The following is a 26,324-nucleotide window of genomic DNA, read 5'->3' as shown; positions in this document are numbered from 1 at the left end:
ATGTCATAAATTGTTAAAATAGTACTATACTTTATGTGCAAATTTTTATCAACTTTGTACAAATTTTTCTCTTTAACTATCCTTAATTTTTTATGAAGCAAAACTTTATTAAAACACTTCTGTTTGGCTTTATTTCGATGGTGAGCGTCTCACTCATGGCACAACAAAGAACCATTACAGGCAAAGTAACAGACGACAAGGGCGAAGCCTTACCTGGCGTCTCAATAGTGGCAAAAGGCGTTAATCAGGGTACTGCAACTAATGCTGACGGTAATTACTCTATTACCGTTACCAACACAACACAATCCTTGATTTTTTCATTTGTAGGTATGCTTACAAAAGAAATACCTATTGGTAATCAGACAAAAATTGATGTAAGTATGACCCTGGAAGATCAGACTTTAGAAGAAGTAGTGGTAGTGGGTTATGGAACTTCCAAGCGGGCAGATATTAGCTCCTCTATCACCTCTATAAAAGCTAAAGAATTAAAAGACATGCCAGTAGCAGGTATCGACCAGATGTTGCAAGGAAAAGCCGCAGGGGTTACCGTAACAAGTAATAGCGGTCAACCAGGCGGCGGGGTTTCAGTAAAAGTACGCGGAGTCACCTCTATCAATAGTAACGACCCTCTTTTTGTGATAGATGGTGTACCTTTTGTAAGTGGTAATACATCAGACAACAGAGGATTTGATGGATTAGGTGGCTCAAACGGCCAGACTGGAAATAGCGTCATGGCTATGCTAAACCCAAATGACATTGAGTCTATTGATGTTTTGAAAGACGCATCGGCACAAGCCATCTATGGTTCGCAGGCAGCCAATGGTGTGATTTTAATTACAACCAAAAAAGGAAAACAAGGTGAAGGGAAAATTAACTATGAAATGTATTATGGGGTTTCAGAAGTAGCTCGAAAGTTAGATTTGATGAATCTTCGTGAATTTGCACAATACCAAAACGAAGTGCTTCCGATCATCGGCAACCCTGTTTCTGATGAATTCAAAGATCTTTCAGTATTAGGAAAAGGTACAGACTGGCAGGAAGCCATGTTCAGACACGGCAATGTACAGAATCACCAGTTGAGTTTTTCTGGCGGTAAAGAAAAAACAACGTATTACCTGTCTTTAAATTATTATGATAATACCGGTATTCTTTTAGGTTCAGATTTTAAGCGTTTCTCGACTCGCTTTAGCCTTGATAACCAGTTAAAAAGCTGGGCAAAGGTAGGTATAAGTGCCAACGCAACCAGAAGTATCCAGAATGTCAGTCTGGCTGACGCCGCTGAAAGTACCATTTGGTGGGGTGCAGTAACAAGTCCTTTAACTCCCGTAAAAAATCTTGATGGAACTTGGGGAGGAGGGCAAACCGTTGGTGGTGTTCGTTATAGCAATGCAAACCTGGTAGGTAATAGTCAGTTCAGAGGTAATACAAAAACTACCACTAATGTCTTTGGCAGTTTATATGCTGAATTTCAGTTATATAAAGACCTGTCACTACGAAATGAGTTGTCTTATTCATTAGGACAGGATAATAATATCGCATTTCAAAAAACCGGTAATGTTGGTGGTGATACCTTCAGAAGTAAACTGATTGACTCCCGGTCTGATAGCTATTATTATTCAATCACAAATTATTTGAATTACAATAAATATTTTAATAAACATGGCATTCAGGCTACTGTAGGTCATCAGGCACAATCTTCATACTGGCAGGCAATTTCAGGTACGAAAGTAGATTTGCAAGCAAATATTTTTGATTTAAATACAGGAAGCGCTGATCAGACAACCTGGGGTTTAAGTGGTGGCAAGGGGCAATGGGCTATGGAATCTTATTTTGCCAGAGCTAATTATACATTTGATGATAAATATTCGGTTTCAGCAAGTTTCAGAGCTGACGGTTCATCAAACTTTGGTCCGAATAACAGATGGGGCTACTTTCCTGGAGTATCTGCCGGCTGGACAATCTCAAACGAGAAATTCATGAAAGAAAAGCTGAGCAGTGTCTATCTGAAATTGAGAGTTGGTTATGGTTCTGTAGGTAATCAGAATTTCCCTGGCGGCGCACCAAATCCTGCTTACGTAGGCGCCGTACAATTCTTCTCAGGCCCTGTTGGCTTTGGCACGTCTAACATGATTAACGGTATTCCGAATCCGAATCTGAAATGGGAATCTGTTAAAACTACCAATGCTGGTATAGATTTAGGATTATTAAATGGCCGGATAGATGCAACAATTGACGTATATAAGAAGGTTACTTCAGACATGATAATCTTCCTTACAGGACCAAACCTGATTGGCGTTGGTGACCAATGGGACGATCTTAAGGCACCTTTAGGTAATGCAGGTCAGATGACTAATACAGGTATAGATATTGGTATCACTTCAACCAATATTAAAACAAATGATTTAACCTGGAAAACAAATTTGGTTTTCACAAGATTTAAGAATACCTATGATAAAGCTGCCAGTGCTGCCTCCGCTTTAGACGGTAAAGTATATTATAACAACTATCTTATAACACATACAACTCCGGGTCGTCCTGTTGGCTCATTCTGGGGATTAGTAACTGATGGTTTGTTCCGTACCCAGGCAGACTTAGACAATAGCCTTCCTCAATTTGGCTATATAATCGATCCGACACAAACCTATCTTGGTGATATTAGATTCAAAGATATAAACGGAGACGGTAAAATTGATGCAGGAGACATGACTTTCATTGGCAGCCCTCTTCCTGACTTCACTTATGGTCTGACCAATAATGTAAATTATAAAAACTTTGACTTCACACTGTTCCTGCAAGGTAGCCAGGGAGCCAAGGCGTTTAACTTTCTGCGGTGGCAATTAGAAGGAATGAACAGCCCTTGGTCTAACCAGATGAGAACAGTTATGGATCGTTACACTCCAGAAAATACTGATGGAAGTCTGCCAAGATTTACCAATACAAATAAAAATAATATTGCCATGTCTGACAGATATGTGGAAGATGCTTCTTACATGAGAATCCAGAATATTACGCTCGGTTATCGCGTACCAAGAAAAATCCTGAATAAAATAAAAGGTGCTAATTTCAGAATTTATGGTTCAATCCAGAACCTGAAAACATTTACCAATTATTCTGGCTATGATCCTGAAATTGGTGCATTTAACAATAGTATTAAGTTGATGAATGTTGATACAGGCCACTACCCTAACCCTCGTACTTTTACGGTAGGTGCAAATGTTGAATTTTAAGCAGAGAAGCATATTTAAACTTTGAAGCTCTGCTTCATAAATCAAAATTTTACAATGAAAATATTAAAAATATCGGCCCTTGTTTTGCCTTTGCTAATATCGGCCTCGTGCAGTAAAGATTTTATTGACAGACCTTCGCTTTCGGGAACAACAACAGGAAACTATTATAATAATGCGGCTGAAGTAAGAGCCGCAACAAGTACACTTTATAGTGGCTTGCCCTGGCGCAATTATGAAAGTAGAGCCCAGGATGCCATAGGAGATGTAATGTCTGGCAATATGTTTTCTTATACTGATGTAGAGTATCTGAACTTCTCACTCTCATCGGCTTCAGAGCGTGTAGGTGCCGCTTGGGGCGCATTTTATAAAATTATCGGTTACGCTAATGTAATGATTAAAACCTTTGAAGAGAAAAAGGCAAATGGCGGTGGTGCAGAGTATCTTGACCCTGCCATTGCTGAATGTCATTTCATCAGAGGCACGATATATTTCTACATCGCCCGAACATGGGGCGATGCACCGATTATTACCGACCCAGGTGAAACCGCCTTATCTGGCAATTTTAATATTCCAAGATATTTCCAGAAAGATGTACTCCGATTTGCCTTAGAAGAACTTCAGTTAGCAGAGGCTAAATTGCCTGAATCCGATGATCCTGGTCGATTGACTAAATATTCAGCTAAAGGTATGATGGCAAAATTGTATTTATACAATAAAGATTATACCAATGCAAAAGCCAAAGCTCAGGAAGTAATTAATTCTGGCAAGTATAGTCTTGTAAGTGATTACAATGGTATGTTTACTAAGGCCAGTTTGAACAATAATACAGAGTCTCTTTTCTCGATTCAACATCAGTTTGCTGTAGATCCTTGGGGAACTGGAAATATCAAAAATCCAGACAGGGGGCCAAGCAATCTGAGAACTGCTGAAGCTGATGCCTGGGAAATGTACATGCCATCTTTAGACTTATTAAATGAATATGAGTTTGGTGATTTACGCAGAAAATGGTCAGTAATGGAGCATGGCTGGACTAATCCAAACTGGAAACCACAGCGTGCCAATCAACCTAAATACAATGAATTTATGGCCAATGGCTATAAATACGACACGATACAACCTATTGATGATGGCGGTGCTAAAAATGCAGTTAGAGCTAATATAGCAAAATACTTTGCAGGTCCTGGTAAAAGCTATGGCGGAGAGCCGGTTTTAGGACAAAATTCAGGTAATAACGTAGTGTTACTTCGTTATGCTGATGTACTTTTGATTTACGCAGAAGCAACTTTAGGCACAAATTCCTCAACTACAGACGCCTCGGCCTTACAAGCTTTAAACGCTGTAAGAGCAAGGGCTGGACTGCCGGCCAGAACATCGTTTACACTTGACCAGATATTGCACGAACGTCGGGTTGAATTTGCTTTTGAGGGAGATTACTGGTATGATATTCAGCGTCAGGGATATGCCAGGGCAAAAGCTATTATTGAAAAACAAAACAGAGGTTCATTTGACGGCGGCCCTAATTATATTACGACATTCACAGAAGACAGAATGTTTGTACCGGTTCCGGCAGGAGAAATTATTCAAGACCCTGAGTTAGCAAAACCGGCTGTACCCTATTACAAATAATTATTAATAAGAATATCAATGAAAAAATATCCAATTAAAAATATATTTTCGCTCCTATCCTTTGCATTGATCTTTGGTTTCACTGTAAGTTCATGTACTGAGGATACAGACGGCAGGCCACAGATTGGACCTGGCACGCCTGAATCAGCAGGAATAAAACCTGATTCAGCAGCAGGTGGTACTGTAATTACCTTAACAGGCACCGGTTTAGGTGATATGCGCTCGATCGTTTTTGAGAAAAACAATGTTCCCGCGGGGTTTCAAACAACATTAAATACGAGCGAAGCCATTATTTTTCGTGTACCAGAAGACGCCTCAGGCGGCAACCAGAATATTATTTTCACTAATAGTGCAGGTGCTAAACTAAGTGTTCCTTTTAAAGTATTGGCTTTCCCTTCAGTAGCCAGTGTATCTAACTATAACTTTACAAAGGATACTGAAATTACAATAGATGGTAATAATCTTGACGACGTAACTTCTGTTACGCTGACAGGAACTACCGATAAAGCAACTATTGTGTCAAAAACTAAAAAACAGCTAATCGTTAAGATGCCTGCTTCAAGCATAAATAGTGCAACTTTAGATATAGTAAATGGAACTGGATTATTTAAAACTACTCAGGAATTTGTCAATCTTGATAAAGCACTTCAAATCTTTACTGATGGTTATGGAGAAGGCTTTGCAGACGGTTCCTGGGGAGATGCTGGTGCCATTTCAACTACTCAGTTCAAAACTGGTACTAAAGGGGTCGGTAAAAATTATCAGAAAGGCAATTGGCACTTAATTAACTTCACTAACTGGTGGCCAACAGTGCCTTATTCAGCCGATTACAAATATCTTTCAGTATGGATTAAAGGCGCATCAGAAGACTATTCACTATATATTACCACCGACGCAAGTAAAGCCGGATTCGGAAACTACGTAGATGCAAATAAGTTAAATGTAAAAGCGGGCGTATGGAATTACTTCAAAGTGAAATTAGCTGATATTGATTTCTGGTCAGCAGGTAAGAGCCTGCAACAATTAGGTTTCAGAATTCAAGGCCCTGACAAGCAGGATGAAGTCTTCTATTTTGATGATGTGATTCTTGTTAAGTAAATTCACCCTGAACTTTGGTTTAACTGATTTAAGTAATTAAATCAGTTAAACCAAAGTTCAGGACAACATCAAACCAGTACGAACACAGGGTAGCTAAAAAATACATCTATTTCAAACCTATGAAAACCTACACTCTTTTTCTACTGTCAATACTCATACCTTCTTTAGGTTTCGGCCAAATTGATAAAAAAGCCACTAAGGAAACTAAAAATCTTTATAATAATTTAAAAGCGATTCAAAAGCAGGGAGTGATGTTCGGTCATCAGGATGGTTTGGCTTATGGGCTGAATCCTGATGGTACCAGATGGATTGGGCAAGAGGGTCGATCTGATGTAAAGACTGTATCAGGAGAATACCCGGCAGTTTTAGGTTGGGATTTAGGTAAAATTGAATTTGATAGTATCAGAAATCTTGACAAAGTACCTTTTGCAAATATGAAGCATTATATCGAACAGACCTATGACCGTGGTGGTGTAAATACGATAAGCTGGCACTTAAATAATCCTGTCGACCCTAAGAAAACAAGCTGGGATAAAGCAGATTCAACCATAAAATATATCTTCAATAATAATGAATATCTGAAAAGATACGAAGGCTGGTTGGATAATATAGCAGACTTCATAAAAAGTCTTAAAGGTTCGAAAGGTGAGCTCATACCAGTTATTTTCCGTCCATTTCATGAGCATACAGGTTCCTGGTTCTGGTGGGGTGCAGGGCATTGCACACCAGAAGAATACAAAAGAATGTGGCGTTTTACAATTGACTACCTGATTAAAAAGAAAAACGTACATAACATATTGATTGGCTACTCGACAGATAGATTTAACACTAAAGAACACTATCTCGAAAGATACCCGGGTAACGACTATGTTGACATAATTGGCTTTGACCTTTACCACAGAGATGCCCCTGCGAGCAATGAAAAATTCAGAAAAGACTTTCGGCGTATGATAACCACTTTAGAAGAAATTGCTACCGAAAACAATAAACTCTGTGCAGTAACAGAAATGGGCTTAGAACAGATTACAGAGGCTGACTGGTGGTCTAATATTGTGTTACCAGCAGTGCAGGATACTAAACTTTCTTACTTTCTGGTTTGGAGAAATGGTTATGACAGACACTATTATGCTCCGTATGAAGGGCAAAAGAGTGCTTCTGACTTTCTAAAAATGATACAATCTGGTAAAGTTTTGTTAGAAAAAGGAGCTAACAAAAAACACCTCTACAGGCAAAAGTAATCGTCTCAACAAACAATAAAAATACCACACCAGGTTAAAAACGCATTCATTTTATGAAAATACATCTATTAGATGGCCTTGTTATTCTTGCCTATCTTCTAATTGTTTCCTCAATAGGGTTTATTATGAGGAAGCGGGCTAAGAAAAGTAAAAATGAATATTTGTTAGGTGGTAATTCATTACCTTGGTGGATGTTGGGTATCTCGAACGCATCAGGTATGTTTGATATCTCCGGCACACTCTGGATGGTTTCCATTATGTTTATTTATGGTGTAAAGAGCATCTGGCTACCCTGGTTATGGCCGGTATTCAATCAGGTTTTTATGTTTGTCTATTTATCAGTCTGGTTACGCCGTTCCAATGCTTCTACCGGAGCAGAATGGATGCTGACAAGGTTTGGGTCAGGGCCGGATGCCATGCGCTCACATAAAATAATTATTGCTTTTGCATTGCTAAGTTGTTTAGGCTTTATGGCATATGGATTTATCGGGTTAGGAAAATTTATCGAAATCTTTATACCCATTGAGGCAATTCAGCCCTTTTTACCTTTTATCGTTCCTGCGTCTTTTACCGCACATTTTTATGGTATTATATTCACTCTTTTTGCTGTTCTCTACTCTATTATGGGTGGTATGTCAAGCATTGTATGGGCAGATGTAGTTCAGTATTTCTTAATGGCCTTGGGCTCGGTAAGTATAGCCATTATTGCAATGATCGAACTCGGTGACCATAGCCTACCAGTACCCGACGGATGGTTTGATCTGTCTTTTGGGTGGAATTTAGGCATCGATTGGTCTAATATGATACCTGAAGTGAATGCAAAAATAAAGGAAGATAACTTTAATCCTTTTGGAGTGTTCTTCTCATTAATGACCGCCAAGGGCATTCTGGCAAGCTTGGCTGGCCCTGCCCCAAATTACGATATGCAGAAAATTCTCTCAACAAAATCGCCAAGAGAAGCTGCTTTAATGAATATGTTTGTTAATGTTATTTTACTCCCGACCCGTTATCTGATGATCATAAGTTTTACGGTTTTAGGGCTCATTTATTTTAAAGACCTGAATATCCAGACTGGGGCTGGCAGTTTAGATTTTGAACGCATCCTCCCTGCCTCTATTCTTAAATTTGCTCCAGCAGGGTTAATGGGTTTGTTTTTAGTTGAATTAATGGCCGCATTTATGGGCACCTTCGCCGGAACGCTCAACGCTGCACAGGCATATATTGTGAACGATATTTATCTGAAATCTATCAAACCAAAAGCCAGTAACAACGAGATTAATCAGATGAATTATCTCTCAGGGATAGTAGTGGTAGTCATAAGCATCGTAATCGGAATTTTCTCAAAAGATATAAACAGCATTTTACAATGGATTGTCGGTGCCTTGTACGGGGGGTATATTGCAGCCAATGTATTAAAATGGCATTGGTGGCGGTTTAATGGTAACGGATTTTTCTGGGGTATGTTTGTAGGCATTATTTCTGCAATGGTACTTCCATCAGTATTTCCTGCTACTCTCCCACTCTATTATTTTCCTGTAATTCTATTGCTATCTTTTATTGGCTGTGTGGTTGGCTCTCTACTTACGCCAGTAACTGACATCAATGTTCTAAAAAGCTTTTACACGAATGTTCGTCCCTGGGGTTTCTGGAAGCCCGTTTACAAAGAAGTAATAAAAGACAACCCCTCATTTAAGCCCAATAAAGGCTTTGGAAAAGACATGTTTAATGTGCTTATTGGTACAATAGCTCAGACAGCAATTACTGCTTTACCAGTTTTTATTGTGCTTTTAAAACCCTGGCAGGGTCTTGTTTCCACAGCCGTATTATTGATATGTATAGTAATTTTGCATAAAACCTGGTATCAGCAATTGCCTGCTAAATAAAATTTGTACAAACCTATTCATAAGCTTACCTAAAACAAAACAGATTAAAAAAATGACCTATTTTGAAAAAAGACTTTCGCTGCTACAAGATGCTCACCAAAGGCTTGTAGAGCAGAAGAATGAAAAGCCCGAATTGAGTAACGGGATTTATGACCGTTATCTGTATCCGGTTCTGACGGCTGCTCATACGCCTGTTTTCTGGCGTTATGACTTAAACAAAAACACGAATCCCTACCTTTTAGAAAGATTCGGAATTAATGCTACTTTTAATGCAGGGGCAATTAAATGGCAGGGAAAATATATTTTAGCCGCAAGAGTAGAAGGCTTAGATCGTAAATCTTTTTTTGCTATCGCCGAAAGCCCCAACGGAATTGATAATTTCAGATTCTGGGATTATCCGATTGCAATGCCGGAAACTGAAATACCAGACGGAAATATATATGATATTAGACTGGTAGCGCATGAAGATGGCTGGATATATGGTTTATTCTGTACCGAACGTAAAGACCCTGATGCTGGTATTGGAGATGAATCATCGGCGATAGCACAGTGTGGTATTGCCCGAACTACAGACTTGATAAACTGGCAACGCCTGCCCGATTTAAAAACACCATCGCCGCAGCAAAGAAATGTAGTATTGCACCCTGAGTTTGTAAATGGCAAATATGCCCTCTATACTCGCCCGCAGGACGGCTTTACTGAGGCTGGTAGTGGTGGTGGAATTGGTTTGGGTTTCACTGAAAAAATGGAAAATGCAATAATTGACAAAGAATACATTATTGCTGAAAAACGTTACCACACGGTTTATGAAGTAAAAAACGGGCAAGGGCCTGCACCCTTAAAAACCTCTTACGGCTGGCTGCATTTAGCACATGGTGTTAGAAATACTGCCGCCGGATTACGCTATGTATTATATCTGTTTATGACAGACCTTACTGACTTGACTAAGGTAATTTATAAACCTGCCGGTTATTTTATAGCACCAGAGGGTTCAGAAAGGATTGGCGACGTATCCAATGTAGTGTTCTCTAACGGCTGGATTCTTGATGATGACGGAAAAGTATTTATTTATTATGCTTCTTCAGATACTCGTTTGCACGTAGCAACAAGCACTATTGAAAAATTAATCGACTATTGTGTTAATACGCCAGAAGATGGTTTTAGCTCGGCTACATCAGTTAAAAATCTTCATGGTATTATAGAAAAAAATTTAAGCTTTGCACCGACAAAAAGCCTGATTAATGCCTAAATTATGAATTTCAATTAACTTTGTCTTTCTCCACCAACCTTATAACTTGATAAATTATATACATAAAGGCAATATACCTGTTAAGTTTCTTCAATAATGGATTTAAAAACATTTCGCAGCGAAGTTGAAACAGAATTAAATAATATCCTTAATTTCTGGATAACCAATGCCATAGATAAGGAGCATGGCGGTTTTTATGGTAAAATTACTGCTGACGACAAGATTGTCAAAGATGCAGAAAAGGGGCTGGTTTTAAATAGTCGGATTCTCTGGACTTTCTCGGCAGCTTATCTGTATCAGCCCATACCTATTTACAGAGAAGTAGCTAAGCGAGCGTATGATTATCTCCTCGAGCATTTCTGGGACAAGAAAAATAGTGGAGGCTATTGGTCGGTCGATTATCAGGGAAATCCTAAAGAAATCCATAAACAAATCTATGGACAGGGTTTTATGTTATATGGATTTTCAGAATATTATCGGGCTTTTCATGACAGACAGGCGTTAGATAAGGCTATTGAACTGTTTCAGATTCTTGAACACGTAGCATTTGATCCAAAACACGGGGGATATTATGAAGTAACTACTGCTGATTGGAAAATTATTCAGGATAACGTGATTACACAGGGTAAGCAAGATCAGAAAAAATCAATGAATACACATCTGCATATCATTGAGCCTTTTACTAATCTTTATAGAGTCTGGAAAAACGAACATTTAGCTAAACAAATTAAAGGTTTATTAGGAAACTTTATTGAGCATATTGTTGACAGAAATACTTTTACCCAACATTTGTTTTTTGATGATGACTGGACTGTAAAATCAGATATTGTTTCTTTCGGGCATGATATTGAATCTTCATGGTTATTAGTTGAAGCAGCTGAGGTATTAGGCGATAAAAAGCGATTAGAACAAATAAGGAGATTAGCTGTCCAGATCGCCAGGGCATCAGAAAAAGGTTTGGATACCGATGGGGGCATGTTTAATGAACAGGACAACCATCACCTGAATAAAGAAAAACATTGGTGGGTACAAGCCGAAGCAATGGTGGGTTTTCTGAATGCTTACGAAATTTCAAAACAGAAAGAATTTTTAGACCATTCAGTGGCAAGTTGGAATTTCATTAAAAAATCATTGATTACGACAAGTGGTGAATGGTATTGGGGCATAGATGAAAATAATAAACCTATGCTACGACACGATAAAGCAGGTTTTTGGAAATGCCCTTATCACAATGCCCGTGCCTGTATGGAAGTTATCAGAAGATTATCTTAAGAGTCTGTATAAAATGTGATAATTTTAAACGAATTATTCAACCTTCTTTAAATGACCTTACTATGAAACGATGTTTATCGGTTCTGTTGTTATTGGCTTTGCAATCAGCAGCATTCGCACAATTAAAATTTGCCCGTCTGTTTTCAGACCATGTTGTACTTCAACGTCAAAAAACCATTCCTGTATGGGGCTGGGCTTCTGCCAGCGAAAATGTAAAAGTAACTTTAAATAATCAATCCCAATCAGCCAAAGCTGATGCTTCGGGTAAGTGGATGGTTAGCTTTTCACCAATGGAAGCCGGTGGACCCTATCAATTGACAGCTTCCGCAAAATCAGGCAATCTGACAGTCAATGATATTTTGATTGGTGAAGTATGGCTATGCTCAGGACAATCGAATATGGAATGGCGGGTAGCACAAGCAAATAATTATATTGAAGAAAAGAAAGATGCCGATTATCCGAAAATCAGACATTTTTATGTGGATCACGAAGTAATGATGACTCCACAGGCCGATTTAAAGTCGGGAGAGTGGAAAATCTGTTCCCCTGAAACCGTTGGTAATTTCACAGCGGTCGGCTTCTTTTTTGCCCGGGAATTATATAAGAAACTCAATATTCCTATTGGTTTACTTCATTCTTCATGGGGAGGTTCACAAATAGAAGGGTGGATTAGCCGGGAGGCGATGCTGACAAACGATGAATTGAAAACCTATGCACAGAGCTTGCCGGATAACTGGGCTGATGCGGATAAGATACATGATGCAAAAACAAGAAAGAACCTTTTGGGGATTGAAAGCATCAATCCAACTGTTGATGATGAAAGGAAGTACCTCGAGCCAAACTATGATTTTTCCAAATGGCTGAGTGCCGGAAATCCATTAGGACAATGGGATTGGAAAGGAGTATGGATGTTTCGTGGAAATGGTTATATGGCACGTACCATTGATATGCCTGGTGATATGACCGTTAAAGAAACAACTTTAGGTTTGGGCATACAGGATAACCAGAACCAGATTTATATAAATGGAAATCTGGTATATGAAGGAATAGAAAAAGGTGTACGCAAAATCACTATCCCCGCCAATACCTGGAAGGCCGGTAGCAATCAATTAATAATAAAATTTGGCGGTATGGTGAATCCATCCTGGTATGGTTTAGGTCTGATGGGTAGTGCTGATGATTTGTATGTAAGTGCAGGAACAGACAAAATCAGCTTAGCAAATAGCTGGAAAATCATGCCATCTTTTGCGGATAAACATGAATATGTACATTCAAGTAATAACCTGGGCACAACCATCTACAATTCCATGATTGCTCCATTAGTGCCTTTTGCCATCAAAGGTGCACTCTGGTATCAGGGAGAAAGTAATGCTGGAAGAGCCTATCAATATAGAAAGAGCTTCCCTCTGATGATAAACGACTGGCGAAAACAATGGAAGGATGATTTCTCCTTCTATTTCGTTCAGTTGTCGAGCTATGGCGATTACCAGACCAGTAATCAGGGTAGTAACTGGGGAGAATTAAGAGAAGCACAAACCATGACCTTGAGCCTACCCAAAACGGGTATGGCTGTAACCACTGATGTCGGAAACCCTAAAGATATTCACCCGACCAATAAGCAGGATGTAGGGCATCGATTAGCCTTAAATGCCTTAAAATTTGACTATAATCAAGATGTACTTCATTCGGGACCAATGTATGAATCTGCAAAATTTGAAGATGGCAAAGCCACACTTTCTTTTAAATATGTTGGCAAAGGTCTAATAGCAAAAGATAAGTTCGGGTATCTCAAAGGTTTTGAAATTGCCGGAGAAGATAAAGTATTTTATTACGCCAAAGCAGAGATAATAGGCGATAAAGTGGTTGTTTACCACCCTAAATCAATGAAACCTATTGCAGTAAGATATGCCTGGGCGGATGCACCTGATGATGCAAACTTATTTAATGCAGACGGTTTACCTGCCAGTCCATTCCGCACTGATGACTGGAAAGGTTTGACTGTTGGAAAAAAATTTGAATAGTTTTAACAAAAGATAGTATGAGCTATTTAGCAAATCCTACCCGGTATGAACAAATGACTTACCGTAGATGCGGTAAGAGCGGTATTAAATTACCTGTAATCTCTTTAGGTCTCTGGCACAATTTCGGAGGTGTTGATGTCTTTGAAAACTACCGGGATATTTTACGCACGGCTTTTGATAACGGCATTACCCATTTTGATTTGGCCAATAATTATGGGCCACCGCCGGGTTCAGCAGAAGAAAATTTCGGACTACTTCTAAAAAAAGACTTTGCTCAATATCGTGACGAATTAATTATTTCATCTAAGGCAGGTTACTTAATGTGGCCAGGACCTTATGGTGAATGGGGTTCAAAAAAATATCTCGTAGCCAGCCTCGACCAAAGTCTGAAACGTATGGGTTTAGAGTATGTTGATATATTCTACCACCATCGCCCTGACCCAGACACCCCTTTGGAAGAAACGATGTCGGCACTGGATTTGATCGTACGGCAAGGCAAAGCTTTATACGTAGGTATCTCAAATTATCAGGCTGCAGATGCGGCTAAAGCAATTGAAATACTAAATCAATTAGGTACTCCGTGTCTGATACATCAGCCTAAATATTCCATGTTCGAGCGTTGGGTTGAGGGTGGTTTATTAAATGTTTTAGGAGAAAATGGCGTAGGTTGTATCCCCTTTTCCCCTTTAGCACAAGGATTATTGACGGATAAATATCTGAAAGGTATCCCTGCAGATTCGAGAGCAGCTAAATCACACGGACATTTGCAGGAGAATCAGATAGGTGAGAGTGTTATTGCAAAAATTGAACAATTAAACAATCTGGCAATAGAGCGTAGCCAGACATTGGCACAAATGGCTTTAGCCTGGTTATTAAAAGATTATAGAGTTACATCGGTATTGATTGGTGCAAGTCGTGTTTCGCAATTAGAAGATTCGTTGAGGTGCTTGCACAATCTGGATTTCTCGCATGATGAACTCCAGCAAATAGAAAATATTCTAAAAGGTTAATAAGAATAAGAAACTGTTTGAGTTAAATTTTGAAAATAAAAAGAGCGGTCCGCCGACGCGGTGATTTTTGATTCAAGACAAGATTTAAAAACCGGAGTTTAGCAGCGCTAAATGAGGATTTTTAAAGCGCAGTATTGAACAAAAATCGACTTTTTTCATTCAATAAGGTTAACTCAAGCAGTTTCTAAATGTCGGGTCTGGTCATGCTATACTTTTTTTAACATGATTTATTCATAAATGATCTCCATTTCTTGTCATGAAAAACTTATCCATACTACTCATACTGGTTAGTCTCAGCATTTCTGCACAGGTTTCCATCAAAATTGACCCTACCAAAGAAGTAAAACCCATTTCGCCATACCTTTATGGTAGAAACAATTCTTTTTCTTCATCCAGCCCGAACGAACAATTATCAGCAGAAGAATTAACCCGTTTGCGTGATGCAGGCGTAACATTCTTTCGGGAAAGTGGCGGAAATAATAGTACTAAATACAACTGGCGCAGAAAACTTTCAAGCCATCCTGACTGGTATAATAATGTATATACCAATAACTGGGATAATGTCGCAAAGAATTTACAAAAGAATTTTCCGATAGCTCAGGGTATGTGGGCTTTTCAGTTGATAGGTATGGCGGCTAAAACAAATGCTTACAATTTCAATGACTGGAGCTACAACAAATCAACCTGGTGGGAAGGCGTCAATCAGAACTTAGCCGGAAATGGCATATTAAATCCTATCGGCACAAAAGCAAAAACCGATGGAGACCCTGATCTATATCTGGAAAAATGGCCAGCCGACTCCACAACTGGTATCCTCGACCATTGGTTTGGGGTAAAGGGCACAGGCCTTGATAAAAGCAAAATTATTTACTGGAATATGGATAATGAGGCAGAAATATGGAATGGTACACACGATGATGTAGTACCCAAACCTATACCTGCCGAAGAATTTTTGCAGAAATACTTTGCAGTTGCTAAAAAAGCTCGAGAAAAATACCCTGAAATTAAACTGGTTGGTCCTGTTACCGCCAATGAATGGCAATGGTATAACTGGCCTGTAGCAATTAATCACCAAGGCAAAAATTACCCATGGTTAGAATATTTCATCAAAAGAGTAGCAGAAGAGCAAAAAGCCACAGGCACAAAATTGCTTGATGTTCTGGATATCCATTTTTACCCTACCACCACGATAAATGAAGAAATCGTTCAATTACACAGGGTTTTCTTCGATAGAAACTACGTTTATCCGGGCGCAAATGGAGTAAAAAATGTAAATGGAACATGGGACAATAGCCAGAACAAAGAATACATTTTCGGACGAATAAATGATTGGTTGTTGAGATATTTTGGTGCAAATCATGGCATAACTTTAGGCTTGACTGAAATGGGAATTGAAGGAGACAATGCCAATATAACAGCCGTTTGGTATGCCTCAACCATGGGCGAATTTATGAAAAATGGTGTGGAAATATTCTCTCCCTGGCACTGGAAACCGGGTATGTGGGAAACGCTTCATTTGTTCAGTAACTATAATGAATCAATCTCTATCAAAGGTGAATCTTCTAATGAAACATTGGTTTCAGCTTACCCAAGCATTAATTCAACACAGGATTCCCTTACAGTAGTGTTAGTAAACAGGTCAGCTACTACCAATCAGAGTATCAATTTAAATTTTGATAATTTTATACTGAATAGTCTGCAGGCGAGAGCGTTGAGTCTGAAGTCTTTGCCGAATTCAGAAACTTTCTTTTCTCATACCAAAAATGCTTTATCTGAAAGTAATTTGACAATTACTGACAATAAACTTAATACTTCTCTCCCACCTTTGTCTGTAGTATCCATTCAATTCACAGGAAAAGTCGGCCAGGCCACTATTTTAGGTAATAATTCAGAGGAAGTTATGTCTGTCAAGGTATTTCCTAATCCATCAGCTAATAAAATAACTATTCAGTGGGAGGGTGAAATATTCGAAAAAATTGAATTGATTGATGTTCAAGGGAAAAAGATTTATGAACAATCTATTCAGAAAGACAGTAAAACCATTGAATTAAATCATAATTTATCTGAAAAAGTTTACTTTGCAAGGCTGATAAGTAGCGAAAAAGCAATAGTAAAGAAAATAGTGATTCAGAAGTAACCAATTTTAATCTACTAATTTTATAGAATAATTTTAATCAATACTTTTCAAATAATTGTCAATTTGACAATTATTTACTTTATTCGCACCTGTTTTGATTGAATTCATCAAAGCTGTAATTATTAAATTATGCGAACCAATGAACGGAATATCACGTAGAAATTTTGTAAAAAATTCGGCTCTCGCAGCCGGAACTATAGGAGTTGTAAACATCGCTGAAGCTAAAACATTCAAAGAATTATTTGTGCATCATGTCTATTTTTACTTGAAAAACCCTGATAGTGAAACCGATAAAGCTAAATTGTTAGAAGGTTTAGAGAAACTGTCTAAAGTACCAACTATCCGAATGGTACATATAGGTGTTCCTGCGACCACCACCCGTAGTGTAATTGTGAGAGATTATTCGGTTTCATGGTTGTGTTTCTTTGATAATCTGGATGAAGAAGAAATTTATCAGAAACACCCTATTCATTTGAAATTTGTGGAAGATTACGCTCATTTATGGGAAAAAGTGAACGTGTATGATTCTATTGGGCCAAAGAGATAATTCCTGCTAATGTAAATCGCAATAAGCAAAATTAAACTTTGTTCCACAAACCAAAGCCACACTTTCTGATAATAAAAAGCAAGTGTGGCTTTATTTTTAAAAATAATACAAATATGACCCGTCTTTTCAACCTCAAACAACTCTTGCTATTCCTGATAGCACTTGTTTGCGTTCAAATTGCTTTTGCGCAAACCGAGAACATTAAACTCAATCAGATAGGCTTTTATCCAGAAGCTCCTAAAATAGCCGTCTGGACAGGAGACCTGCAAAATGATTTTGTGATTCTTGCTCAAAATAAAAAGCAGGTGGTCTTCAAAGGAAAGCTCTCTGAACAGAGAACAAATAATATCTCTCAAAAAACCACACAGATCGCTGATTTCTCCGCTTTCAAAAAACCCGGTAAATATTATATATCTATTTCTGACAAAGCCCTTTCATACTCTTTTGAAATAAAAAATGATATTTACAGAGAAGCGGCAAAAGCTTCGTTAAAAGGATTTTATTACCAAAGAGCCTCAACCAGTTTACCAGAAAAATATGCAGGTAAATGGCATAGAAGTGCCGGGCATCCTGATGATAAAATTTTAATTCATCCTTCAGCGGTAAGTAAGGCTCGTCCTGAAAATACAATTATTTCATCGCCAAAGGGTTGGTACGATGCAGGTGATTATAATAAATACATTGTCAATTCTGGTATCACAATGGCAACTTTGTTTTCATTATACCAAGATCACCCTGATTATTTCAAAACTTTTAAAATCAATATTCCTGAAAGCAATAATAAGATACCTGATTTATTAGATGAATCACTCTGGAATTTGAGATGGATGCTGACTATGCAAGACCCTGATGATGGTGGGGTATATCATAAATTAACTAATCCCTCTTTTGATGGTATGGTTATGCCTGCAATGGCAACTAAACCAAGATATGCTGTACAAAAAAGCATTACTGCCACGCTTGATTTTGCAGCAGTAATGGCACAAGCAAACAGAATTTTCAAGTCCTACGAAAAACAATTACCCGGATTAGCAGATTCCTGCCTCATCGCAGCAAAGAAAGCATGGGAATGGGCAAAGGCAAATCCGAATACTTTATATCTGCAAAATGAAAATAATAAGCAATTTGACCCGGATATTGTAACCGGAGAATATGGAGATAGAAACACTCAGGACGAATGGATTTGGGCAGCTATAGAACTCTGGATAAGTACCGGAGATAACGGCTATTCTTTACCCATAAATCTTTTTCCTGATAAAAATCTGCAATTACCCACATGGAATCAGGTAAGAATGCTCGGATATTATAGTTTAATTAGTTCTGAGAAAATCCTGACTCAACGAGGTAAGCAGGCATTACCTGCCTTGAAAAAAATGATTATACACTTTGCAGATGATTTGCTCGCAGGGGTTGAGCAACAGGCTTTTAATACAGTTATGGGTAAAACTGCCCGAGACTATATGTGGGGCAGTAGTTCTCATGCTGCCAATCAGGGAGTTGCACTTTTGCAGGCTTATAAAATTACATCAGATAAAAAATATCTTGAAGGGGCATTAGGCAATTTAGATTACTTATTAGGAAGAAATGCTGTAGGGTATTCATTCCTGACAGGCTTTGGCTCTAAACAAGTGATGCACCCACACCACCGCCCATCAGAAGCAGATGGAATTGTTGACCCTATTCCGGGTTTACTTTCCGGAGGGCCCAATCCAGGGCAACAAGATAAATGTGCCACTTATACTTCCAAAATTGCAGATGAATCATTTACCGACGATGTTTGCTCTTATGCTTCCAATGAAATTGCCATTAACTGGAACGCGCCAATGGTATATTTAGCAGCAGCAATTGAGGCGTTACAAAAGAAATTTTGATATTTGTTATAATTAAAGAGAATATTGATTAAAAACTTATCCAAATAATTGCTATAAACAATCAACCCTATGAAACTATCTTTATTTCTCACTTTTTTTTGCTACCCGATCTTCTGTGTCGGGCAAGAGACTTTTAAACCAATTGAAGCCAAAATATATCATTGGGCAGATGCCGCTGTGAACAAAAAAGAGAATATGGAGCAACGGTCTTTATTGGAAGGTAGTTCGGTAGCATTTAAACATATTAAAATTCACGCCACTACTGTTTATCCACATCAGACACCCCACCAAAGCCATAGGCATGATGAGGAAGAAATGATTATCATAAAGGAAGGTGAACTTACTGTTACAATTGAGGGGAAAACACAGACCCTGGGAGCTGGCAGTGTGGCCTTGATGATGTCAGGAGAAGAACACGGTTTTGAAAATAAAAGTAATAGCAATGTAACTTATTATGTCATGCGCTATGATTCAAGAGAGCCTAAAAACCTTGAACGTGGAAATCAGGCAGGTGGTTCTTTTATGATCAACTGGAAAGATATTCCCTTTCAAGCCCATGATAAGGGTGGTATAAGAAAGTTTTTTGATAAACCAACTGCCATGTCCAGACGTTTCGAAATGCACGTCACAACCTTAAAAGAAGGTATGGAAAGCCACCCCCCACATACACACAAAGCCGCAGAAATTTTATTGCCGATTGATAATATTGCAGAAGAACACATTGCAGGAAACTGGATAATGGCTGATATTGGAGATATAATCTTCTTAGAGTCGAATGTACCTCATGCCATCCGTAATATTGGTAAGGGTACTGTTACTTATTTTGCCTTTCAGTTTGAATAAAAGATAGAGAAGACACCCGCTTTCATAATTCTTACTGATTTTTATAAACCTTACCGTCTTTCATTACGAAAGTCAGTTTCTTTTCTAATAATGTAATATCTTGTTGTGGGTCTCCGTCAATAGCAATAATATCTGCCCATTTACCTGTTGCAATCGAACCCGCTTTATCTTTAATACCTATTAAATCGGCGGCATTAATCGTTGCTGCCTGGATTGCTTGTACGGGAGTAAGACCATATTTTACCATATAAAAGAATTGCTTGGCATTATCGCCATGAGGATATACGCCTGAATCAGTTCCGAAAGCTACTTTTACACCTGCCTTTACTGCTTTTTGGAAATTCTCTCTCTGGGTTCTGCCTACCAGTTTTTCTTTATCGATTATTTTTTGTGGGACACCCATTTTTGAATATTCCGATAAGATATAATCATCATTATAAATATCAGCAACCAGATATGTTCCTTTTTCTTTCATTAGGCGAATACCCTCATCATTAACAAAACTGCCATGCTCAATAGAAGCTACTCCTGCTTTCACTGCCATGTTAATCCCCTCCGCCCCGTGCGCATGAGCTGCCACTTTTTTGCCCCACAACTTTGCTTCTTCAACAATGACATTCATTTCTTCCTGTGAATACTGCGGTGCACCTACCGACTCTTCTTCGGTCAATACTCCGGCAGTAGCCCCAAACTTGATTAAATCAGCTCCATATTTAATATTCTTACGAACCATCTTTCTTACACCATCCACCCCATCTGCTACACCTGATTCCTGTTGAAAATGCACATAAGGGGAGAAACCTGTTAAATCTCCATGACTTCCGGTTGCTCCGATGAAAAACCCGGCTACATATAGTCTTGGTCCAACTACTTTTCCTGAATTAATGGCATTCCGTAAAGCTATATCAATATACTCACTTGCACCTACATCACGACAGGTAGTAAACCCCGCCTCTAAAGTACGCCTGGCATAAATATGGGCGGTTATGGCTACATCAATGGGAGATTTGCGGAATAAATCTTCCATATAATTCTCCGGCTGGAAAGTAATATGGGTATGACAGTCTATCAGACCTGGTAAAACTGTTTTCTTGCTTAGATCTATGACCTGTGCATTAGCTGGAATTTTCACGTTGCCTCCTATCTCAGTTATCAGGTTGTCTTTGACAAGAATTATCTGATTATCTAAGAAGATTCCTTTTTCGCTATCAAACAATCTACCTGCTTTAATTGCAATGGTGTTTTCTTGCGCAAAAACATCAGAAGCGAAAAAACTAATCAATAGAAAAAGGTACTTCTTCATAAGTTAGCAGATATAAATAGTGATAAATTTATTAATAAAGTTACTATTCAGGATAAACTTTCAACTCTGAGACTCACAGCATATTTATGAGCATCTAACGACTCAGCCTCAGCCATGAGTTCAACTGTCTTGCTGATATTTTTAATGCCTTCTTCTGATATTTCCTGAAAGGTAATCTTTTTGACGAAACTATCTAAAGAAACACCACTGTAAGCACGGGCATAGCCATTGGTTGGCAGGGTATGGTTTGTACCTGAAGCATAATCGCCGCAAGACTCAGGCGTATAATTACCTAAAAATACTGACCCAGCATTTACTATTTTTTCTGCAACCTCCGAATAATTCTCGACAGACAGGATTAAGTGTTCTGGTGCGTAATCATTTAATAAATCTATACACTCTTTCTCACTTTCCAGAAGAATCATCTTCGAATTTTCTATAGCCTGTTCCGCTAAATCTTTTCTTGGTAAGCGATTCAATTGTCCTGATACAGCCAAATTAACCGCAGAAACTAACTTTTTACTGGTAGTAACCAATAACACCTGACTATCTGCACCATGCTCTGCCTGCGAAAGTAAATCAGCAGCCACAAAAGATGGTACAGCCGTATCGTCTGCCATCACTGCTACCTCCGATGGGCCTGCAGGCATATCTATTGCCACACCCTCTTTGCTCAATAGTTGCTTGGCAGCAGTTACGTATTGATTACCCGGCCCAAATATTTTATATACCTGTGGAATAGTTTCTGTTCCATAAGCCATTGCTGCAATGGCTTGCGCGCCCCCTATTCTGAAAATACGGGTGACACCCACCAGTTTAGCAGCGTAGTAAATGGCAGGGTGATTGCTCGGTGAACACAAGACTACTTCCTGGCAGCCCGCAATTTGCGCCGGAATGCCCAACATTAATACAGTTGAAAAAAGTGGTGCAGTGCCCCCTGGTATATAAAAACCTACTTTCTGAATCCCGACACTTTTTCTCCAGCACTTAATACCTGGCATAGTTTCTATTATCTGCGGCTCTTGTTTCTGTGCAACATGAAAGGTATAGATATTGTTGTAAGCTTGTTTGATAGCAATTCTAAGGTCTTCTGAAAGTTGTTGCTCGGCTGCGTCAATCTCATATTGAGACACCTGAATACTTTTTAATTCAACCTTGTCAAATTTCAAAGCAAATGCTTTCAGAGCCTGGTCACCCTCATTTTTAACTTTATTTAAAATAGGTTGTACTTTTTGCTCTATATCTGCCATTTCCTGCACTGGTCGTGCAAGCAATTGTTTCCACTCGGCGCGTGGAGGGAAAGAAACTATTTTCATCTAACGAATAATTTTCAGTTTTTCAACCAATTGTGCTGATACCCCCTCGGCATAGATTCCATATGCATTTACTAAAACCCCTTTTACATTTGTTACAGGCGAAGATATTGCATAAACAACTACTTCGTCATCAGGGTTGGTTTCTCCTTCAAACCGAAATACTTCATCAATCTGAAACTCATCAGGCTGTAAGCTTGTATCGTTTGTATGGCAATACAAAACTTCATTTTTCAGATTAAAATTATGATCATAACCTTTGCTGACTAAGGCATTAATCGCCTCTGAAGAAGTATCATAAGTAGTCATGGTTGGCTTTTTTGGTATTAATAAATCATTTTCTCTATCGGAATCACTAAAATGCCCTCTGCCCCTGCTGCGCGAATTGCTTCGATGTTTTCCCAGAACTGGTTTTCTTCAAGTACCGAATGAACCGAACTCCAGCCTGACATAGCCAAAGGAACAATGGTCGGACTCTTCATACCAGGTATCATATTGATAATGTCATTAAGTTTTTCGTTAGGGGCATTTAGCAAGATATATTTATAATTCTGAGCAGTTTGTACAGCTCTTATTCTGAATAACAATTTATTAAGCGTTTCGTGCTTTTCTTTATCCAGTTTTTTATTTGCAATCAGAATAGCCTCAGATCGGAATATTGCCTCTACTTCTTTCAATCCATTACTAAGTAGCGTACTACCCGAGCTTACAATATCGCAAACCCCTTCTGCAAGACCAATACTTGGAGCAATTTCAACAGAGCCACTGATTTCATGTATTTCAGCTCTGACACCTTTGGTCTTTAGAAAATTACCTAAAATCCGTGGATAAGACGTGGCAATATTTTTGCCATTAAAATCTTCTATCCCTGTATATTCCACTCCTCGGGGAATAGCAATAGACAAACGGCACTTTGAAAAACCTAAACGATAGGCTATATCTGCCTTACGATTTGACTCAACAAACACATTCTCACCTACAATTCCTATATCGGCCACCCCATCCTCTACATAGCCTGGAATATCATCATCTCTTAAAAAAAGAAACTCTGCCGGAAAATTCGAAGACGACGTTTTCAGTTTACCTGTTCCACTTTCGAACTTAATACCGCATTCTTTAAAAAGTCTAAATGAATCTTCACTTAATCTTCCTGATTTCTGGAGAGCTATACGTAAAATTGAATCTTTATTTGACATTTATTTATGTTTTCATTGAAAAGTCTGCAAAAATACGTTATGGAACGGTTTTTGCAAAAAGATTACTTAGTATAAAAAAAAAGTAACATTTTTAATATAAAATTAACTTGAAATTTTTTGCTTTATACAGTAACTTTACCTCGTCGTAAGAGTTTCCAAAACTATCCTAACATTTAAAGTAACCACTAATAATCTATGAGACAACCGGTACATCTTAGTTACCGTTCATCACGTGCGGTGACTCACACTAAAACCAAAAAGGTAATTTCAGTTATAATTATTGCATCAATTTGTTTGTTAGCGATTTTTTTCTGATTTTATGTGAGTAACTAAAGAGCACATAATTGAAAAATTGTGTGCTCTTTTTGCATATAACACCCGCTTTCCTCTAACTTAGCACCCTGTTTCATATCCTCATTTCTAAACTAACACTTCATGAAAAAAATTATTTTTTTCGTACTGGCTTCTTTCGCGGCTATAGCACAGAACGACTTTGTCAAACAAAATTATACTAAATACGAGTACAAAATACCTATGCGAGATGGTATTAAACTGCATACAGCTGTTTATGTACCAAATAATGCTTCAGAAACAGTTACGTATCCCATAATGATGCAAAGAACTTGTTATAGCGTTGCTCCCTATGGTGAAGACAAGTATCCTTCAAAAATAGGCCCCTCCTCTTTCTTAATGAAAGATAAGTATATTTTCGTTTACCAGGATGTGAGAGGGCGATGGATGTCGGAAGGTACCTGGACAAACATGACTCCTAATAATCCAGGCAATGATGCCGCTACGACTGTTGATGAAAGTTCTGACACTTATGATACAATAGAATGGCTATTAAAAAATGTAAAATATAATACTGGCAAAGTAGGTCAGTGGGGTATCTCCTACCCTGGCTTTTATACTGTAGCAGGGGCTGTTGATGCCCATCCTGCACTAAAAGCATCCTCACCGCAGGCTCCCGTAAGTGACTTCTTCTTTGATGATTTCCACCATAATGGTGCTTTTATTCAGGCGTATCTTTTTACCTTCCCTGTATTTGGTATTCAACACTCTGGCCCGACAACTCAGGCGTGGTATGGTAGCCAAATGATAAATACAAGTAATATGCGAGATGGTTACCAGTTTCAATTAGATTTAGGTCCTTTAAAAAATGTACAGAAGTATTACAAGGATAATTTTTACTGGCAGGAAACTGTAGAACATCCCAATTATGATTCATTCTGGCAAAAAAGAAGCATACTCCCCCATCTGAAAAATATAAATCATGCTATTATGACTGTAGGTGGGTGGTTCGATGCAGAAGACTTGTATGGCCCACTGAATGTTTATAAGAAAATCGAAAAAAACAATCCTGGTACTTACAATACTTTAGTAATGGGACCATTCGGGCATGGTCGCTGGTCAGCAGAAACCGGACATACCTTACATAGCAATGTATATTTTGGTGATAGTATTGCCACCTATTATCAGAAAAACATCGAAGCACAGTTTTTTACACATTTTCTGAAAGGTCCTGGAGACGGTAAAACCGGTCTGCCAGATGCCTATTTATTTGATACTGGCAATAAAGAATGGAAACAATTTGATAAATGGCCTTCTGATGCCGCCCAAAAACTTACTTTTTATCTGAATACTACTGGTAAACTTGAGCAGATAAAACCAGCTAAAGTTGGTGCAAGCACTTATATAAGTGACCCGATGAAACCAGTCCCTTATAGTGAGGATTTAACCGCCATGACAGGATTTACTCCTTTTAATTATATGTCAGAAGACCAGCGATTTGCAGCCAAACGTCCTGATGTACTGGTTTTTGAAACGGATATTCTGACAGAAGATATAACTTTAGGTGGAGAGATTTTTGCCAAACTAAAAGTAAGCACTACAGGAAGCGATGCCGACTGGGTTGTGAAATTAATAGATGTGTATCCAGCAAACGAGCCTAATCACCCCTATATGCCTGATAAAAAAATGATGATGGCCAATTATCATCAGATGGTCCGTAGCGAAGTATTAAGAGGTCGATTCAGAAACAGTTTTGAAAAACCAGAAGCAACTGTACCCAATAAGGTGACAGACATTAATTTCCAATTGCAGGATGTATTACATACATTTAAAAAAGGCCATAAAATACAGGTACAGGTACAAAGTACATGGTTCCCTTTAATTGATCGCAATCCTCAGAAATTTGTACCAAATATTTTTAAAGCAAATGAGTCCGATTTTATCAAAGCAACACACAAAGTTTATTCAGACTCAAGAATTGAATTTCAGGTTCTGAAATAATCATATGAGAAAATAAAATATTTTTTCTCATTTATGCTACCGTTCGATAACTTTTGGCACAGGTTTTGATGATACCTTATTACCTATACGAAAAGATTTGAGAAACAGGCATAGGCATTAAACTTTTAACGACAATATGATCTCTTTATATTAAAAATTTTATTACTCCAATCGACATTCTTCATTTGTCGACGGGTA

The 26,324-nt window shown here is 38.4% G+C and carries 18 protein-coding genes; 14 read left to right on the top strand and 4 right to left on the bottom strand.

Annotated elements, in window-relative coordinates:
- The first annotated feature begins 92 nt into the window (after positions 1-92).
- The 13 genes from H1R81_RS06215 to H1R81_RS06155 all read left to right on the top strand — a co-directional run bounded on the left by H1R81_RS06215 (position 93) and on the right by H1R81_RS06155 (position 20,022).
- Positions 93-3,227 carry a TonB-dependent receptor gene (locus H1R81_RS06215; protein WP_181839793.1) on the top strand — a complete coding sequence of 1,045 codons (3,135 nt, stop codon included), beginning with the start codon at positions 93-95 and terminating at the stop codon, positions 3,225-3,227.
- Positions 3,228-3,281: 54 nt separating this feature from the next.
- Positions 3,282-4,853 (top strand): RagB/SusD family nutrient uptake outer membrane protein, encoded by a 1,572-nt coding sequence (locus H1R81_RS06210; RefSeq protein WP_181839792.1) that lies wholly within the window; start codon positions 3,282-3,284, stop codon positions 4,851-4,853.
- 18 nt (positions 4,854-4,871) lie between these two features.
- Positions 4,872-5,951, top strand: a complete 1,080-nt coding sequence (locus H1R81_RS06205; protein WP_181839791.1) for an IPT/TIG domain-containing protein — start codon at positions 4,872-4,874, stop codon at positions 5,949-5,951.
- 119 nt (positions 5,952-6,070) lie between these two features.
- Entirely contained in the window at positions 6,071-7,189 is a 1,119-nt protein-coding gene (locus H1R81_RS06200; protein WP_181839790.1) for a glycoside hydrolase family 26 protein, read from the top strand.
- A 53-nt stretch (positions 7,190-7,242) separates the two neighbouring features.
- Positions 7,243-9,072 (top strand): sodium:solute symporter family protein, encoded by a 1,830-nt coding sequence (locus H1R81_RS06195; RefSeq protein WP_181839789.1) that lies wholly within the window; start codon positions 7,243-7,245, stop codon positions 9,070-9,072.
- A 52-nt stretch (positions 9,073-9,124) separates the two neighbouring features.
- Complete coding sequence (locus H1R81_RS06190; protein ID WP_181839788.1) at positions 9,125-10,321, top strand: glycosidase; 1,197 nt, start codon at positions 9,125-9,127, stop codon at positions 10,319-10,321.
- Positions 10,322-10,417: 96 nt separating this feature from the next.
- The gene (locus H1R81_RS06185) at positions 10,418-11,593 is read left to right on the top strand and encodes an AGE family epimerase/isomerase (protein ID WP_181839787.1); all 1,176 of its coding nucleotides are present in this window, start codon (positions 10,418-10,420) and stop codon (positions 11,591-11,593) included.
- Positions 11,594-11,655: 62 nt separating this feature from the next.
- Positions 11,656-13,614, top strand: a complete 1,959-nt coding sequence (locus H1R81_RS06180) for a sialate O-acetylesterase (protein ID WP_181839786.1) — start codon at positions 11,656-11,658, stop codon at positions 13,612-13,614.
- A 17-nt stretch (positions 13,615-13,631) separates the two neighbouring features.
- A complete protein-coding gene (gene mgrA / locus H1R81_RS06175) occupies positions 13,632-14,624 on the top strand; it encodes an L-glyceraldehyde 3-phosphate reductase (protein ID WP_181839785.1) in 993 nt (330 codons plus the stop codon).
- A gap of 256 nt (positions 14,625-14,880) precedes the next feature.
- Positions 14,881-16,761 (top strand): glycoside hydrolase family 44 protein, encoded by a 1,881-nt coding sequence (locus H1R81_RS06170; protein ID WP_181839784.1) that lies wholly within the window; start codon positions 14,881-14,883, stop codon positions 16,759-16,761.
- 139 nt (positions 16,762-16,900) lie between these two features.
- Positions 16,901-17,308, top strand: coding sequence for a Dabb family protein (locus tag H1R81_RS06165; protein ID WP_181839783.1), 408 nt, complete (start codon positions 16,901-16,903; stop codon positions 17,306-17,308).
- A gap of 113 nt (positions 17,309-17,421) precedes the next feature.
- Positions 17,422-19,179, top strand: coding sequence for a glycoside hydrolase family 9 protein (locus tag H1R81_RS06160; protein ID WP_181839782.1), 1,758 nt, complete (start codon positions 17,422-17,424; stop codon positions 19,177-19,179).
- Positions 19,180-19,248: 69 nt separating this feature from the next.
- Positions 19,249-20,022, top strand: a complete 774-nt coding sequence (locus tag H1R81_RS06155; protein ID WP_181839781.1) for a cupin domain-containing protein — start codon at positions 19,249-19,251, stop codon at positions 20,020-20,022.
- 31 nt (positions 20,023-20,053) lie between these two features.
- On the opposite strand, the gene H1R81_RS06150 is transcribed toward H1R81_RS06155, so the two are convergent.
- From H1R81_RS06150 to hisG, 4 genes are read right to left on the bottom strand one after another with little or no spacing between them, the layout of a single operon-like run.
- Positions 20,054-21,325 carry an amidohydrolase family protein gene (locus H1R81_RS06150; protein WP_181839780.1) on the bottom strand — a complete coding sequence of 424 codons (1,272 nt, stop codon included), beginning with the start codon at positions 21,323-21,325 and terminating at the stop codon, positions 20,054-20,056.
- 47 nt (positions 21,326-21,372) lie between these two features.
- Positions 21,373-22,641, bottom strand: a complete 1,269-nt coding sequence (hisD, locus tag H1R81_RS06145) for a histidinol dehydrogenase (RefSeq protein ID WP_181839779.1) — start codon at positions 22,639-22,641, stop codon at positions 21,373-21,375.
- Positions 22,642-22,947 carry a phosphoribosylpyrophosphate synthetase gene (locus tag H1R81_RS06140; protein ID WP_181839778.1) on the bottom strand — a complete coding sequence of 102 codons (306 nt, stop codon included), beginning with the start codon at positions 22,945-22,947 and terminating at the stop codon, positions 22,642-22,644. It lies immediately after the preceding gene.
- A gap of 17 nt (positions 22,948-22,964) precedes the next feature.
- Positions 22,965-23,834, bottom strand: a complete 870-nt coding sequence (gene hisG, locus H1R81_RS06135) for an ATP phosphoribosyltransferase (protein WP_181839777.1) — start codon at positions 23,832-23,834, stop codon at positions 22,965-22,967.
- A 435-nt stretch (positions 23,835-24,269) separates the two neighbouring features.
- Between hisG and H1R81_RS06130 the strand changes: the two genes are divergently transcribed.
- Entirely contained in the window at positions 24,270-26,126 is a 1,857-nt protein-coding gene (locus tag H1R81_RS06130) for a CocE/NonD family hydrolase (protein WP_181839776.1), read from the top strand.
- The last annotated feature ends 198 nt before the right edge of the window (positions 26,127-26,324 follow it).

Origin of the sequence: Emticicia sp. BO119, assembly GCF_013912375.1 — a bacterium.
GTDB lineage: Bacteria > Bacteroidota > Bacteroidia > Cytophagales > Spirosomataceae > Emticicia.
Note: the sequence above shows the minus strand (reverse complement) of the source record. Positions and strands in the feature narration are given on the sequence as shown.

What these genes read in the sequence shown, in the direction of transcription:
- H1R81_RS06200 (WP_181839790.1), top strand. Translation starts at nt 6,071, where the DNA reads ATGAAAACCTACACTCTTTTTCTACTGTCAATACTCATACCTTCTTTA.
- H1R81_RS06155 (WP_181839781.1), top strand. Translation starts at nt 19,249, where the DNA reads ATGAAACTATCTTTATTTCTCACTTTTTTTTGCTACCCGATCTTCTGT.
- H1R81_RS06180 (WP_181839786.1), top strand. Translation starts at nt 11,656, where the DNA reads ATGAAACGATGTTTATCGGTTCTGTTGTTATTGGCTTTGCAATCAGCA.
- H1R81_RS06130 (WP_181839776.1), top strand. Translation starts at nt 24,270, where the DNA reads ATGAAAAAAATTATTTTTTTCGTACTGGCTTCTTTCGCGGCTATAGCA.
- H1R81_RS06190 (WP_181839788.1), top strand. Translation starts at nt 9,125, where the DNA reads ATGACCTATTTTGAAAAAAGACTTTCGCTGCTACAAGATGCTCACCAA.
- H1R81_RS06160 (WP_181839782.1), top strand. Translation starts at nt 17,422, where the DNA reads ATGACCCGTCTTTTCAACCTCAAACAACTCTTGCTATTCCTGATAGCA.
- H1R81_RS06185 (WP_181839787.1), top strand. Translation starts at nt 10,418, where the DNA reads ATGGATTTAAAAACATTTCGCAGCGAAGTTGAAACAGAATTAAATAAT.
- mgrA (WP_181839785.1), top strand. Translation starts at nt 13,632, where the DNA reads ATGAGCTATTTAGCAAATCCTACCCGGTATGAACAAATGACTTACCGT.
- H1R81_RS06170 (WP_181839784.1), top strand. Translation starts at nt 14,881, where the DNA reads ATGAAAAACTTATCCATACTACTCATACTGGTTAGTCTCAGCATTTCT.
- H1R81_RS06210 (WP_181839792.1), top strand. Translation starts at nt 3,282, where the DNA reads ATGAAAATATTAAAAATATCGGCCCTTGTTTTGCCTTTGCTAATATCG.
- H1R81_RS06195 (WP_181839789.1), top strand. Translation starts at nt 7,243, where the DNA reads ATGAAAATACATCTATTAGATGGCCTTGTTATTCTTGCCTATCTTCTA.
- H1R81_RS06165 (WP_181839783.1), top strand. Translation starts at nt 16,901, where the DNA reads ATGAACGGAATATCACGTAGAAATTTTGTAAAAAATTCGGCTCTCGCA.
- H1R81_RS06205 (WP_181839791.1), top strand. Translation starts at nt 4,872, where the DNA reads ATGAAAAAATATCCAATTAAAAATATATTTTCGCTCCTATCCTTTGCA.
- hisG (WP_181839777.1), bottom strand. Translation starts at nt 23,834, where the DNA reads ATGTCAAATAAAGATTCAATTTTACGTATAGCTCTCCAGAAATCAGGA.
- H1R81_RS06215 (WP_181839793.1), top strand. Translation starts at nt 93, where the DNA reads ATGAAGCAAAACTTTATTAAAACACTTCTGTTTGGCTTTATTTCGATG.
- hisD (WP_181839779.1), bottom strand. Translation starts at nt 22,641, where the DNA reads ATGAAAATAGTTTCTTTCCCTCCACGCGCCGAGTGGAAACAATTGCTT.
- H1R81_RS06140 (WP_181839778.1), bottom strand. Translation starts at nt 22,947, where the DNA reads ATGACTACTTATGATACTTCTTCAGAGGCGATTAATGCCTTAGTCAGC.
- H1R81_RS06150 (WP_181839780.1), bottom strand. Translation starts at nt 21,325, where the DNA reads ATGAAGAAGTACCTTTTTCTATTGATTAGTTTTTTCGCTTCTGATGTT.